The organism is Candidatus Acidiferrales bacterium (genome assembly GCA_035934015.1).
GTDB lineage: Bacteria > Acidobacteriota > Terriglobia > Acidiferrales > UBA7541 > DAHUXN01.
Genome location: DASYYH010000011.1, coordinates 275,684 through 289,683, shown reverse-complemented (window position 1 = coordinate 289,683; position 14,000 = coordinate 275,684). Strand labels below are relative to the sequence as shown.

Sequence of the window (14,000 nt, the reverse complement as noted above, 5' to 3'; positions counted from 1 at the left end):
TGGCGGGGACGACGGGGCTCGAACCCGCGACCTCTGCCGTGACAGGGCAGCGTTCTAGCCGGCTGAACTACGTCCCCGCATGTTCTGCGGAATGATGAACACTGGTGGGCGATGTGCGATTTGAACGCACGACCTTCCCGGTGTAAGCGGGATGCTCTAACCTCTGAGCTAACCGCCCGTACTATGTTATCCAAAGCGCTGGCGAGGGTCAACGAGTCTCTAGCGCTGACTCGAATACATTTCTTCTGGTCAACTTGACGTTCAGATACCCGCCAAGTACACTCGATGTCGCAGCAAAAAAACGTATGCTACTCTCTCGCGATTACGTGGGATACATGTCGAAAGAGATCGTCAAGCGCCTCGTCGAGCGTCAAATGATCGAGACGAAGACGCCGGAGCATCTCGCCGAGCGTGTCCGCCAGACAATGAATGACGAATTGGGCGTCGAAGATCGCTTGAATGAAGAGGTCCGCGACATCCTCGCGCAGCACAACGATGAAATGCGCAAAGTGGGCGCCTCCTATCAGGAAATGTATAAGAAAGTGAAAGGCGAGCTCGCACGCCAGAGGAAGTTGATCCTCCGGTAATGCGACTGAGCCGCGAAAAAACGGTACGCCTCTCTCACCGCATCATCGAGCTTTTGGTCACAATCGATGACCTCGATTTCGTCGAAGATCGCGACACCATCCGGCAGGAAATCGTCACTATTCTTCAGGAATTGCTGAAACAGGAAGAGCAGGTGGATGCGGAAGTTCGCGCCAAAATCGCTTCTCAGAAGAAGGAAATCCTCGAAGGCAGCGAAGAATGGGACATCCTTTATCGCCGCTATTACGCCGAGTCACTCAAACGCATGGGCGTTGCCGACGTCCCCGCTGAACAACGCCGCTAGAGATTCATCCCGAGTTTAATCCGCGGTTTGCAATCTGCGTCGGATTGATCCAAAAACAAAAAGGCGACCCTTGCGGATCGCCTTTTGATTCAATCAGATCGAGTTCCTATTGCGGACGGCGCTTCAGCACCGGCGCATCATCGCCCTGGCCTTGCTGCTGTCCTTGCTGCTGAGCCTTTTGCTGCTCCTGTTTGGTCTTCAGCGTCGGCTTTTGGTCGTGGAGCTCCTGAATCTTCTCGCCTGACTCGATCTGAATAATGCGCGCTTTCACTTGATCGAATTCTGACGTGGAAACGATGTATTCCTGGCGCGGCGGCAGAATCGTAGCAATTTCCTTCTGCGCCGCCTCGATGCGATCCGGTGTCGGGGGATGCGTATCGAAGATCTTCGGGATCGTGCCCGGCTGCTTCTTCTCTTCTGCCTCCACCTTTTCAAACGCCATCACAAACGCGTTCGGGTCGTAACCGGCCTTGTACATATACTGGATTCCAAGATAATCCGCCTCGCGCTCCGCATCTCGCGAAAACTTGAGATACGTCATTGGAATGGCGAAGTTCATGCCCTCATAGATTCCATATCCCGCCATGGTTCCCGGCAAGGTCATAATCAGCGGGATAGAGGCGATTTGCAAAATGTTGGCCTTCGTGGCGTTTCGCGTTTCGTGGCGCGCGCAAACGTGCGCGATTTCATGCCCCATCACCGCGGCCAACTCGGCTTCGTTATCCGCGTGCAGAATCACGCCAGTCTGGACGTAAAAGAATCCGCCCGGCAACGCAAACGCATTGAAGTGCTCGTCATCGATCACTTTGATCGTAAAGGGCACCTGCGCGTCGGAGTTGCGCACGATGTTCTGGCCAACTTTGTTCACATAGGCAACGACCACGGGGTCTGTTATGAGCTTGGAAGATTTCTCAATTTCCATGGAAAGCTGTTTGCCCAGGGCGATTTCGTGCTGGATGGAGTACATATCCGGGCCGTGGCCCACCTTGCGATTGCCGATGGCATTCACGTCCGATTCCGTACCCTGTTTTACCGAGTCCGATTGAGCGAAAACGGCCGGTGCGGCCATCGCTGCGGCCAGAAGGAAAGCGGCAACACTGGCGGAGGTCTTTTTCATTTCTCGTGCCCCCTGACTATACCGCAATTATACACCCGACCCGGGATTTGCGGTTATCTCCTTCGATGCGCGTTGTCCAGAAAGAGTTTCTTGGCCGTCGGGGTCGTGAGGAAGCCCCCGCGCTGCCAATTTCGGCCATTTCCAGCCTGCCCTAGGCTCTATAGAACCTCAGAGGCCAAGTTCTATTGACGCTGCACTTCATTCTGTCTACAGTGGTTTATTCCTCGGCATGCCGATCAAGAAGATACAAATTGGCCAGGTCTGGAAGAAGGACGACACGGGTGATTCCTACCTGGTTACGAAGGTCTATAACGAGGCCCTGGCGACGTTTGCCGTCCTTCGCAAGGCAGGATCCGAATCCGAGGCCCCCCTCCGCATTCGCGTAACGAACGCAGGCGCTTCGCCATCTCTTCCAGGCTTCCGCTTCTCGCAGGAATCCGAAGAATTCTGACCCGGCGAACCCGCCCCAATTAAATCGACCGCACCGGCATCTTCACAACGTCCTCGATTTGCATCACTTCCCGCACCAGGAACGGCTCCGCGTATTGCACGCCGATCATTCGCCCGTAATAGCGCGACGTCAAATTCACCCGGTTCTCCAGAGCATCGAGCGGTATGTGAACCTTGGATCTCTTGTCTCGTTTCTTAGGGCGAAACTGCGATTCGTATGCCAATATCGCCTGCCGCCGCCGCTCGAATTGTGCTGTGATATCTACGGCAAACGACGGGCGCACGCTTTCATCATAGGTCGTCGAGTACAAAATCTTGAACGGCCGGAAGGCCTCGCCGGGCAGGGCAATCTGTTTCAGCCCCGCTAGAAAACAGCCTTCGTAGGCCAGGCGAGAGGCTGTGTAATGATCCGGATGTCGTCCCTCCCAATAGGGCAGAATCACCGTGTGCGGCTGCCATTCTCGAATCTTTGCCGCAATGGCAAACCTGTATCGCTCGTTGACTTCGAGTCGCGCGTCCGGCAATCCCAGATTCGCCCGCATCTTCAATCCCATGATCCTCGCCGCCTGCGCCGCTTCGTGCAGCCGTGTTTCCGGTGTCCCGCGCGTGCCCATTTCTCCGCGCGTCAAATCGAGCACTCCAGTTTTATAACCCTTCTGTCCCATCTTGATGAGCGTCCCGCCACACGTCAGCTCGACGTCATCCGGATGCGCCGCAATCGCCAGCAAATCGAGTTTCATTTCGCCTCCCAATTATTGCGCCGCCGCTCATTCTATCTTCTGGCCTTTCGCCGCGTCAAAATCGTTCGCGCGGATTGCCGCAAGCGACTTTCTATCTTCCGTGCGATGATAGGGCATTCCACAAGGAGGCCCTCATGCCTGAAAAACCGCTTGCTGGTCAGGTCGCGCTCGTCACGGGCGGCGCAAAACGCATTGGACACAGCATCATCGAAAAACTCGCCGTGGAAGGCGCGGATATCGTCATCAACTACGCTTCCTCGCAGATGGAAGCGGAGAGCCTCGCCTCCGAAATCCGCAAGTTGGGCCTCCGCGCGCTGGCCATTCCCGCGAATGTTTCCAAGAAACAGGATGTCCAGCGCATGTTTCAGACGATCGAACGCGAATTTTCGCGTCTCGATATTCTCGTCAATAACGCCGGCATGTTTTTCGAAGCCGACTTTCTCGACTTGACGGAAGAGCAGTGGGACAACATCATGGCGACGAACCTGAAAGCGCAATTTCTCTGCGCGCAGGCCGCCGCGCCGCTCTTGAAGCGCAATGGCCGCGGCCACATCATCAACATTTCATCGCTTGGAGGAATTCTTCCGTGGCCCAAATTCACTCATTATTGCGTTTCAAAGGCCGGCGTCATCATGCTGACGCGCTGCCTGGCCCGCGCCCTCGCGCCGGAAATCCTCGTCAATAGCGTCGCGCCCGGCACAATTCAGTTCCCCGGCGAGGCTCCCGACGAGGATTTTATCCGCCGCGCACCGTTGCGCCGCACCGGCAAAGGCTCGGACATCGCCGACGCTGTGTTTTATTTGGCCTCTTCGGATTTTGTCACTGGCCAGATTCTCGCAGTCGATGGCGGGCGCAGCCTCACCTAGCGCCATAAACACAAAGGCGGCGCGAAAGGAAACGCGCCGCCCACGAACGATAAACCTGCTTCAATTAATACGCCGCGAGCTTCTGCATCCCCGCGACAATTTTTTCGGTATTCACCATCCACGCATGTTCGAGCGGCGGCGCGAACGGAATCGCCGGGACATCCGGCCCTGTGATGCGCACAATCGGCCCGTCGAGATCTTCGAATGCCTCCTCGGCAATAATCGCGGAAATCTCTCCGCCGATGCCGAGCGTCCGCTTGTCTTCGTGCACGATCAGGCATTTATTCGTGCGCCGGACCGACTCGAGCACTGTATCTCGATCCAGCGGCGAAAGCGTCCGCAGATCGATGACTTCGGCTTCGACGCCATTCTTTGACATCTGCTCCGCCGCTTCCAGGCACAGCGAAGTCATATAGCCATACGTCACGACGGTCATGTCGCGGCCCTGCCGTCGAGTCTCGGCCTTGCCGATCGGCACCGTGTAATCGCCTTCGGGAACATCGCCTTTTGCCGTGCGATAGAGCTTCTTGTGCTCGAAGTAGAGCACCGGATTCGGATCGCGAATTGCTGCGAGCAGCAGTCCTTTCGCGTCGTATGGCGTCGACGGCATCACTACCTTCAATCCCGGCTCGTGCACGAACCACGATGCATTTTCCTGCGAATGGTAAAGCCCGCCGCCCGTTCCTCCGCCGCAGCAAATGCGCACCGTCAGCGAACAGCCGTAGCCTCCCGCGCTGCGATAGCGAATTTTCGATGCCTGCTGCACGATCGATTCCATCGCTGGCGTGATGAAGTCCGCAAACTGGATTTCTGCAATCGGCCGCAGCCCCACCATCGAAGCTCCTACCGCCGATGCGATAATGTTTCCTTCAGCGAGCGGTGTATCCAATACGCGTTCCTCGCCGAATTTGTCGTAGAGCCCCGCCGTGGCCTTGAACACGCCGCCGGAAAGCCCGATGTCTTCGCCCATCACGAAGACGCGCTCGTCGCGCTCCATCTCCTGCGCCATCGCTTCCGTGATGGCTTCAATCATTGTCAGAGTACGTGCCATGTTTTCGCGGTCCCCTTTATTCCTGCGCCCAGATGTGATCCTTCAGCTCAGAAGCGTCCGGATACGGGCTCTGTTCGGCGAATTCCACCGCCTCGTTGATTTCCTGCGTGACTGTCTTTGCGATTTTGTCCTTCAATTCATCGGTGAGGAGTTTCTTGTCACGGAGAACTTTTTCGAAGAGCACCAGCGGATCGCGCTTCTTCCACGATTCGACTTCTTCTTTGGTGCGGTATTTCGCCGGATCGATCTCCGAATGCCCGTACCATCGGTACGTCTTGCATTCGATGAACGTTGGCCCTTCGCCCGAGCGTGCTCGCGCAATCGCCTTCGTCGCCACATCGTAAACGGCCATCACGTCGTTGCCGTCCACGGAAACGCCCGGGAATCCATAGGCCTTCGCGCGATCGGAAAGATTCGTCAGCGCCGTCTGCAGCCGCAACGGCACGGATTCCGCCCACAGATTGTTCTGGCAAACGTAAATAATCGGCAAGCGGTGCACGCCCGCGAAATTCAGCGCCTCATGAAAGCCGCCGAGGCTCGTCGCGCCGTCGCCAAAAAACGAGACGACCACCGTATCGCGCCCCAATCTCTTCAAGCCAAAAGCGACTCCCGTGCCAACCGCGAGCTGTCCCGCGATGCTGCTGGCCGGCGTGATCGTGTGGATTGGCGGATAGCCCATGTGTGCCGGAGTCGATTTCCCGCGGTCCGGGCTGGTCGCTTTGCCGAAAAGCTGCGCGAAGCACAGTTTCAATGGCGCGCCCTTGATGATGTTCGAGGTCCAATCGCGATGCGAGGGCGCAATCCAATCATCTTCGCGCAAGCTGTATGCTGCGCCAACCTCCGCCGCTTCCTGGCCTACACCTGAGTAAAAATTTCCCGCGTATTTGCCCTGACGAAAGAGGATGCGCGCTTTTTCGTCGCACATCCGGCACTTCACCAGCATTTGGTACAGTCCCACCATTAATTCACGGCCGTTCTCGCCCTTTTCGACTTCGAGTTCGGCCACGGCCCGGCCACTTTTGGATGCCATTGCTTCTCCTATCGGCCCTTAGTTCGGATTGAAATTAGAATCGTACTATAACACGAATCATTCGCGATAAGGCCGCAGTATAGTTACTGTGACGCTGATTTCCGGCCTCGCGTTTCCCGCGATTCTGATTTCGTTTCGGCCAAATCACTGGCAAAAAGCCGCAGTTCGTGCCTTGCGAGCTTATTCACAAGGCCTCGATCGGCCTCCAGAAAGTCCAGTGCCGGCAATTTTCCTGGCTCGACCCATCCGATGTTTTCGAAAACCTGATTCTCGATCATTTTCGATTCCAGCTGCGCAGCGAAAAAAATCAGCTCGACCTCATCGTGCATCTCGGAATATTTGTGTCGCGCGCGATAAATCTCTGCGCCGACCGTCGCACCGACGTTTAGTTCTTCGCGAAGTTCGCGTTCCAGCGCTGTCCGCGGCGTTTCTCCCTCCTGCACTTTGCCGCCCGGAAATTCCCATTTCAGCGGAAACTTGCCCTTGCGGCTGCGCTGGCAGGCCAGCACACGTCCATCGGAAATGACAATCGCGGCCACGACTACCACGGCGGATCATCCTGCGCCGTGCACGTCGCGAACGTAAACGCGTAGCATTCCAGCCCCGCCTCGCGCGCGACCAGTTGCAGCAATTTCTGTTTCATCCCTGGATTGCGCACCAGGTTATACATTCGCGGCGAATCGACGGCGACAATCGTCCGTCCCGCCTTATCGCGTTTCACATCTTCGCCCATTTCATTTTCCGCAAGCGATTCACCGCCGTGCAGAAGCTCAAGCGTTAGCGGCTGCCCGTTCGGCGCTGCCACGAGATTCACTTCCTTGCCCGTGTAAAAAAGCAGCACGGAAGAAGGCGCACCTCCGCCAGGTACGGACCGCGCCATTTCCTCGCTGCTCATCCATGGCCCGGAGAGATAAATTGCATCCGCATCAATCTTCTCCGGCAGCTTGTAGTCGCCCGCGGCGCTCTCATTCGCGCGCAGGAAACCCGATTCATTGCCCAGTTTCCCGCGCTTGTTTCCAAAATAAAGTTCCGGCGTCGAGTTGTAGCAAACGGCTCCCGGCCTATCCGTGTCGCGAACTGGATCCATCACAGCAGGGAACCGCGCCGCCGGATTCACTTCACGCAGCAGGGTCTGAATGGCTTCTTCGGTCGCGCCATAATCGCCTTCGCCAAAATGGAAAAATCGGATGTAGCCGTCCTTGTCGATCAGGTATTTCGCCGGCCAGTAGCGGTTCGCGTATGCGTGCCAGATCGCATAGCCATTGTCGAGCACCACAGGATATCGAATCCCGAATCTCTCCACCGCCGCGCGCACGAATTTTTCGTTCGCCGTAAACGAAAACTCCGGCGTATGCACGCCGATGATCGTCAGGCCCAGCGGCGCATATCGCGCGTGCCATTCCGCAAGGTAGGGCAGCGTGCGCAGGCAATTCGCGCACGTGTAGTCCCAGAAATCGACGAGGACCACCCGCCCGCGCAATCCGCGCAGTTCCAGCGGCTCCGAATTCAGCCACGTCGCGCCAATTTCCGGCGCATGCACTTTCCCCTTTTCAATTTCCATGTTCAGCTTTCATCGGCTTCGCCGTGCGTGGCCTCGTTTCTTTCCGGCTCTTCTCTCTCGAACACGGCTCAGTTCCGGATGCAGCAATCGCAGCAATTCCTCCGCGCCGCACGCCAGTGGCGGCCCGGGCGTGTTCAGCAATTCGTCGCGCACCGCGAAAACGCGCCGTTTGCGAACTGCCGGTACATCCTGCCAGAGCGGATTTGCCAGCGCCTGTTCCGGTTTCGACTTGCCGCCCGTGGCCGTCCATGCCAGGACAATCACATCAGGCTGTGCTCGCGCCACTTCTTCGTCCGACACTTTCTGTCCCGCTGGAGTGACCATTGTCCCGCCCGCGATCTCCACGAGCTCCGCCACCCACGGCGGGGAACTGATTCGTGGATGCGGCCATGCTTCGCAGTAAACGCGTGGCCGCGCCTTCGTCTTCTTCGCGATTGCCGTGACTTTCTCAAATCGCCGCCGCATTTCGCGCACTAACGCGCCAGCGTGCCTGCTCGCTCCTGCCACGCTTCCCAGCGCGTGGATATCTGCCTCGACGTCGGCCAAACTGCGCGGATTCAATGCGAGGAAGGGAATGGGCAGCGCCAAAATCTTCTGGACGGTTTCCGTCTTAAACGGCACTGAGCCGACAATCAGCGTCGGTCGCAGCTTCATCAGCGCGCTAAGGTCGCTATCCGGGTCAAGAGACCAGCAGTCTCCCAGTTCCGGCAGATCCTTCACATCGGCGACGTCTTTGCACCAGTGGCTCACCGCCACCAGGTTTCTTCGCGCCCCCAGAGCAAGCAGAATGGAGGTCACGCTCGGCGCCAGCGACACAATTCGCGTCCGAAACCCATTTGCAGTCGTTGTCATTGCGAGACTTTGATTCTATCGGCCTCGCCGCGTCGGTACAACCTCGGCTTTCGATTGACTTCCTCTTCGCGCGGTGCCAACATCCGCGACACGAGATATTCCCCATGACGTCTCACGAAAGGAGACACCATGCCTCATTACCTGATTCAAGTCAGTTACACGGAGCAAGCGTGGCAGGCCCTCATCAAGAATCCGCACGACCGCATTGAAGCGGTTCGTCCGGCCATTGAAAATCTCGGTGGGAAAATTCAGGAAGGCTGGTTCGCATTTGGCGATTGCGACGTCGTATGTATTGCTGAATTGCCGAATAATGTCGCTGCAGCCGCAATTTCCATCGCCTTCGCTGCGGGAGGCTCTTGCAAGAACGTCAAAACCACGCCGCTCATGTCCACAGCCGAAGGAGTCGAAGCACTCAAGAAGGCCGCGCGAGTTGGTTATCGATCCGCTACCGCTGGCGCCTGACAAGAATCTCATCGCAGAAAAAAAGGGCCTGCACCGTTTGAGGTAGCAGGCCCTTTTCACTTGCGTCGTTCAGCCGAGAACCCCCGATTCTCGGACGCTCGGCGCGCTGATTAATTTGATTGTGGCTTCGCTGTCTTTTTCGCTGCCGCAGGCCGGTGCGTCTTGTGCATCGGCTCTTCCGGCGCCGTCATGCCGCTCTCGGCTTCCCGGACTTTGCTCAGGCTCGGCTTCGGTACCTGAAATAGGATCCGTGCCTCCGGAGCGCCATTCGGGTAATACTTTGTGGACTCCTGGCCCGTCGGTTGCAGAATGATGTCCACGCGCCGGTTGTACGCCAGCCACGTGTCGCGATCGCGATGCATCATCCACTTCTGCGGCGCAGCCGGGTCTTGCTGCTGCAGTTGTGTGACTTCGCTGCGGTCAAGCTGCCGCTCTTTGCCTTCCGCGCGCGTCTCGATCTTGTCCGCGGAGATTCCCTGCGAAACGAGGTAGTCACGCACGCGATCCGCGCGCCTCTGGCTGAGCGCCTCGTTATAGGGTGAAGATCCGCGCACATCCGCGTGTCCCACTACAACCAGTCTCGCCGTGTCGTCATAGTCCAAATATTTCTTGAATGTCGCCGCCACGGTATCCAGTGATTGTTCTTCGCTCTTCACCAGTCCGACATCCGGATGTTCTTTCACCGGATACGCCGTCGAATAGAAGACGCTCTGGAGCGTCACCACCGGCATCGGCTCGATCGATCCCGTAATGTGCAGCGTGGCCGTTTGCGTCGCGCTGCCGCCGCAAACGTTCGTCGCCGTCATCGTGTAGGTTTGGTTCTCATCAATCGGCCCGATGCTCTGCTGTTTCGGTAGCGCCGTAATCGTCTGGCTGCCGCTGGTTTGCACGCTCCCAATCGGATCGATGCTCACCTGGCTGGCGTTCGAGGACGTCCAGCTCAGCGTCGCCGTTCCATCCTCTTTCACCTTGTCTCCGATCTTGTGATATTTCACTTCCGTTGGATTCAGGGTGAGCGTTGCTGTCGGCTGGATGTTTACATTGATCGTCTGGCTATTTGTCACAATGCCGCCGGGCCCGGACGCCGAGAAGTTATAGGTCGTCGTCTTCGTCGGGCTGACGGTCTTGCTTCCGCTCGCATCCACTTTGCCGATTTCGCTGATATTCACGTCCACGGCATCCGTCGAGTTCCACGTCAATTGCGCGGAGTCGCCGCAATTGATTTGCGTCTTGTCTGCCGAGAATGAACCGCTCACCGGCGCGACGGCCACAGTCGAACTGGCCATTCCCGCCTTGAACCGCGGCTGCGCTCCGAGCGTGTTGCCTTGTTTCCAATTCTTGGTCTTGCTCGTGCCGTTATGCAAATTTATGGTCACTTGTTTCCCGGCCGCGACGTTGACCTGGCCGGACCACACCGTCTGCCCATTGCGCGTCACGTCGATCTGATACGTTCCCGGGTGAACGAGCAGCCTCTGGTGCCACAACCAATTCCAGTCGAACTCATCGACGTGTCCGACAAAGTATTCTGGTGTTTTCCCATTCAGCAAAACCGCAGCTGCCCGGTCGCCTTGCAATTCGATATCCCCGAACGGCCCGGACACATCGCCGCCCGCCTTTTGCAGCGTAACGCTCAGGTTCGTGGTTTTTCCTTGCACAACATCCACTTCCTGAGTCTGCGACGTATAGCCGTAGTTGTAGACCCCGATCGTATGTTTTCCTGCTGTCAGGTTGATCGTTCGGCTGCCCTGACGTATTGCATTCCCATCCACAAAGATATAAGCCTGATTCGGACTTACCTTGATTTTCAGCTTCCCGTCCTGAGCAAATGCCGGTACTGCGGAGATGAGCGCCAACAACATCACCAAAGCAGGAACGAGAGCGAGAGCTTTTGACTTCGTCATCTTGAATAGACTCCTTCTGGGGATCCGTTCAGATTTGCCCCAATTTATAGGATGCGTCCGGGGCCGAGGGTGGGCGAAAGCTAATTAGACTCTTTCGGGGGATTAGCAGTCAAGTAATTTAACTTGGCCGCATCGGACCACTCAGAATTCTCTTGTTCTTGACCTAAAGAATCCAAAATCAAGCTCGCGTATTACCAAGCCGGCAACTCGCCTCAGTCCCCCAAGAATTCGACCACTGTCGCCCGTTTCTTCATTGCGTCCTGAATCTCCCGCGTTGCGCCAGGCTTCCCTAGAGGGGAGAAGCTTTTGCATAATGCCTTGGATGCAGTTTTGCCGAAACTGAACATTGTCCGCTCTGGCGACGTCTTGTCCCAATATCGGACACTTACACATATCCCACGGCGCGGCTCTCTGCCTAAATCATTACAGGCATTCATCTTCGGCCGCTTGGATTTGGACGTTTGTTTGCCACTAGAATCTGTAAGTCGCGGAGGTGAGTCCAGTGAGAACGTTCATTCAGGATCTGCGTTACGGCTTTCGCGTCCTGCGAAAATCTCCAGGCTTTTCCATCATCGCCATTCTCACGCTGGCGCTCGGCATTGGCGCAAATTCCACGATTTTCAGTTGGATCAATTCCACAATCCTCAATCCAATTCCCGGTGTGAAGCATGCCAGCCAGTGGATCGCCGTCACCATCGACGCCGGGCGCAACCCCAATCCTCTCTCTTATCCCGATTACGCAGACCTTCGCGACCGCAATGGCACTCTCTCTGGTCTTGTCGCGTTCACCAACACAACGATGAGCCTCACCGCCAACGGCAAACCCGAACGCCGTTGGGGCATTTTGGCATCAGCGAATTATTTCGACGCCTTGGGAGTTCGTCCCATCCTCGGGCGCGGCTTTCTGCCCTCCGAAGACACCAAGCCCGGCGGCGCCCCCGTCGTTGTCATCAGCTATCGTCTCTGGCAAACGCACTTCGGTGGCGATCCTTCCGTCATCGGCCGCACCATTGAGCTCGATCGTCATCCTCTGCAAATTGTCGGCGTCGCGCCGCGCGGCTTTGTCGGCACGCAAACTGGCCTCAGTTATGACTTGTGGGTGCCGCTCATGCAGGTCGCCGATTTCTACAGCAGCACTACCGCCGATTTTCTTCTCCATGATCGCGGCACCAACTGGCTTATTTGCGTCGCTCATCTGAAGCGCGGCGTTACTGCGGACCGCGCCCAGGCCGATCTCAACGTCCTCATGCACGGAATTGCGGCGCAGTATCCCAAGCAGCATCAGGGCAACATCGACATTCTTGCCAGTCCGTTGTGGCGCGCGCCCTTTGGCGCGAATTATTATCTCCACACGATTTTGTTCCTTCTGCTGGCCATCTCCGGAGTGGTGCTTCTTCTCGCCTGCGCCAATGTCGCAAATCTCTTGCTCGTGCGCTCCGTCGCGCGACGCCGCGAAATGGCTATTCGTCTCTCCATCGGCGCCACGCGCTGGCGGCTTGTTCGCCAGTTGCTCGCCGAAAGCTTCATTCTCGCCTTCTGCGGCGGCTGCGTCGCCATGTTGTTCACGCTGTGGACCGCCGGCACGCTCGGCGATTTTCTGCCGCCCGTCGCGGAGATTCCGCTCAGCATGACCGTGAATGCGGACCGCACCGTCCTCCTTGCCACGCTGGTCATTTCGATTTTCACCGGCATCATTTTCGGCATTCTGCCCGCATTTCGCTCCTCAAGCCTTCAGCCTGCGAGCGTTCTGAAGGAAGAAGCGAGCAGCGCTTCCGGCGGAATGCATAGAGCGCGCCTCTCGAGCTTCCTCGTTGTTACGCAAATCGCCATGTCGCTCTTGCTCCTCGTCTGCGCTGGACTTTTCATTCGCAGCGTCCGTCAGGCGCAGCAATTCAATCCCGGCTTCAACCCCCACAATGTCTTGCTCTACGACTACGATCTCTCCGGCCTCGGCTACGACAAAACTTCCGGCACTCAATTTCATCGCCAGCTCTACGGCAAGCTCCAGGCCATTCCCGGCGCCGTATCCGCCACCATCGCCGGCTGGATTCCCCTCGGTTTCGCTCAATCCTCCTACGCCATTCAGGTCGAAGGCTACGTTCCGCAGCCTCACGAATCCATGAACGTTCAGTACGCGGATGTGGGGCCAAACTATCTGCGAACCATGCAAACCCCTCTGCTCGCTGGCCGCGAATTCACTCCTGCCGATATCAGCAGTTCGCAGTCCGTCGCAATCGTCAACGAAACATTCGCGCATCGTTATTGGCCGCACAGCGAACCTATCGGCGAAAAGCTTCAGGCTGGCGGAACGTGGTATGCCGTCGTTGGTGTCGCTCAGGACAGCGACTACATCAGCATTGGCCAGAAACCGCAGCCCTTCATGTATCTCCCGATCTTTCAGGACTACGACCGCCACGTCGCCATTTACGTGCGCGTTGCCGGTGACCCTCTCGCCTTCGTCACGCCTGTTCAAAATGCTGTGCGTTCGCTGGATGCCGACTTGCCGCTATTTGATCTGACCACTCTCGATTCCCGCATTCAGCTCAACACCACCACGCAGCGCCTTGCCGGTGTTTTCGTTGGCGGGTTCGGAGCTCTCGCTCTTGTGCTTGCCGGGATAGGGATCTACGGCGTTCTTGCGTACACTACGCGCCAGCGCACCCACGAGATCGGCATCCGCATGGCGCTCGGCGCCGAACCGCGCGACGTCTTGCGTCTTGTCCTGCGCCAGGGATTGGAGCTTGCTCTGATCGGCCTCGCTGTCGGACTGGCCGCGTCCTTTGCCCTCACGCGCGCGCTTTCGAACGAGCTTTTCGGCATCAGCGCCACCGATCCGCTCACATTCGCAGCCGTTGCGATTCTCCTGCTCGGCGTCGCGCTTTTCGCTTGTTACATTCCCGCGCGCCGCGCCATGAAAGTCGATCCGATGGTTGCCTTACGGTATGAGTAAGTTTGCTCAAGTCAAGTCGATCCCATGCCTGCCTGCCGCAGGCAGGGTCGGGTTGCGCTATGAATAAGCGCTCGATTTTCCGATTTTGTATTTGCTGTTGTAACCGGTCGTCGGCGGTCGGCTTCTATAAT

Annotated in this window: 14 protein-coding genes and 2 tRNA genes; 6 read left to right on the top strand and 10 right to left on the bottom strand. The window is 57.3% G+C overall.

Annotated elements, in window-relative coordinates; genetic code table 11:
• Both VGR81_06325 and VGR81_06320 read right to left on the bottom strand, forming a co-directional pair.
• Positions 1-77: transfer RNA gene (locus VGR81_06325), tRNA-Asp, on the bottom strand.
• Positions 78-102: 25 nt separating this feature from the next.
• Positions 103-178, bottom strand: a tRNA-Val gene (locus VGR81_06320).
• Between the two features lie 127 nt (positions 179-305).
• On the opposite strand from VGR81_06320, the gene VGR81_06315 reads away from it, so the two are divergent.
• Together VGR81_06315 and VGR81_06310 are read left to right on the top strand one after the other, a co-directional pair.
• Positions 306-587, top strand: coding sequence for a DUF507 family protein (locus VGR81_06315; GenBank protein HEV2288553.1), 282 nt, complete (start codon positions 306-308; stop codon positions 585-587).
• A complete protein-coding gene (locus VGR81_06310) occupies positions 587-889 on the top strand; it encodes a DUF507 family protein (GenBank protein HEV2288552.1) in 303 nt (100 codons plus the stop codon). The genes VGR81_06315 and VGR81_06310 overlap by 1 nt, the downstream gene beginning before the upstream one ends.
• Before the next feature lie 106 nt (positions 890-995).
• Here VGR81_06310 and VGR81_06305 read toward each other — a convergent pair whose 3' ends face one another.
• Entirely contained in the window at positions 996-2,006 is a 1,011-nt protein-coding gene (locus VGR81_06305; GenBank protein HEV2288551.1) for a M48 family metallopeptidase, read from the bottom strand.
• A 229-nt stretch (positions 2,007-2,235) separates the two neighbouring features.
• On the opposite strand from VGR81_06305, the gene VGR81_06300 reads away from it, so the two are divergent.
• Positions 2,236-2,457: a hypothetical protein gene (locus VGR81_06300; protein ID HEV2288550.1), complete on the top strand. Its 222-nt coding sequence runs from the start codon at positions 2,236-2,238 to the stop codon at positions 2,455-2,457.
• A 19-nt stretch (positions 2,458-2,476) separates the two neighbouring features.
• Here VGR81_06300 and bshB1 read toward each other — a convergent pair whose 3' ends face one another.
• The gene (gene bshB1, locus VGR81_06295; protein HEV2288549.1) at positions 2,477-3,196 is read right to left on the bottom strand and encodes a bacillithiol biosynthesis deacetylase BshB1; all 720 of its coding nucleotides are present in this window, start codon (positions 3,194-3,196) and stop codon (positions 2,477-2,479) included.
• A gap of 134 nt (positions 3,197-3,330) precedes the next feature.
• Here bshB1 and VGR81_06290 point away from each other — a divergent pair, with 134 nt between their 5' ends.
• On the top strand, positions 3,331-4,062 hold the full coding sequence (locus VGR81_06290; GenBank protein ID HEV2288548.1) for an SDR family oxidoreductase: 732 nt from the start codon (positions 3,331-3,333) through the stop codon (positions 4,060-4,062).
• Positions 4,063-4,126: 64 nt separating this feature from the next.
• Here the strand turns inward: VGR81_06290 and VGR81_06285 are convergent, their stop codons facing one another.
• The 5 genes from VGR81_06285 to VGR81_06265 form a co-directional block, all read right to left on the bottom strand.
• Positions 4,127-5,113 (bottom strand): alpha-ketoacid dehydrogenase subunit beta, encoded by a 987-nt coding sequence (locus tag VGR81_06285; GenBank protein ID HEV2288547.1) that lies wholly within the window; start codon positions 5,111-5,113, stop codon positions 4,127-4,129.
• Between the two features lie 16 nt (positions 5,114-5,129).
• On the bottom strand, positions 5,130-6,143 hold the full coding sequence (locus tag VGR81_06280; protein ID HEV2288546.1) for a thiamine pyrophosphate-dependent dehydrogenase E1 component subunit alpha: 1,014 nt from the start codon (positions 6,141-6,143) through the stop codon (positions 5,130-5,132).
• 83 nt (positions 6,144-6,226) lie between these two features.
• A complete protein-coding gene (locus VGR81_06275; GenBank protein HEV2288545.1) occupies positions 6,227-6,691 on the bottom strand; it encodes a (deoxy)nucleoside triphosphate pyrophosphohydrolase in 465 nt (154 codons plus the stop codon).
• Complete coding sequence (locus VGR81_06270) at positions 6,685-7,704, bottom strand: redoxin domain-containing protein (protein ID HEV2288544.1); 1,020 nt, start codon at positions 7,702-7,704, stop codon at positions 6,685-6,687. The genes VGR81_06275 and VGR81_06270 overlap by 7 nt, the downstream gene beginning before the upstream one ends.
• Before the next feature lie 9 nt (positions 7,705-7,713).
• Positions 7,714-8,556 (bottom strand): ABC transporter substrate-binding protein, encoded by an 843-nt coding sequence (locus tag VGR81_06265; GenBank protein ID HEV2288543.1) that lies wholly within the window; start codon positions 8,554-8,556, stop codon positions 7,714-7,716.
• Positions 8,557-8,685: 129 nt separating this feature from the next.
• Between VGR81_06265 and VGR81_06260 the strand changes: the two genes are divergently transcribed.
• Positions 8,686-9,018 (top strand): GYD domain-containing protein, encoded by a 333-nt coding sequence (locus VGR81_06260; protein ID HEV2288542.1) that lies wholly within the window; start codon positions 8,686-8,688, stop codon positions 9,016-9,018.
• Positions 9,019-9,128: 110 nt separating this feature from the next.
• Here the strand turns inward: VGR81_06260 and VGR81_06255 are convergent, their stop codons facing one another.
• Positions 9,129-10,919 carry an OmpA family protein gene (locus tag VGR81_06255; GenBank protein HEV2288541.1) on the bottom strand — a complete coding sequence of 597 codons (1,791 nt, stop codon included), beginning with the start codon at positions 10,917-10,919 and terminating at the stop codon, positions 9,129-9,131.
• A 502-nt stretch (positions 10,920-11,421) separates the two neighbouring features.
• On the opposite strand from VGR81_06255, the gene VGR81_06250 reads away from it, so the two are divergent.
• A complete protein-coding gene (locus VGR81_06250) occupies positions 11,422-13,869 on the top strand; it encodes an ABC transporter permease (GenBank protein HEV2288540.1) in 2,448 nt (815 codons plus the stop codon).
• Positions 13,870-14,000 lie beyond the last annotated feature (131 nt).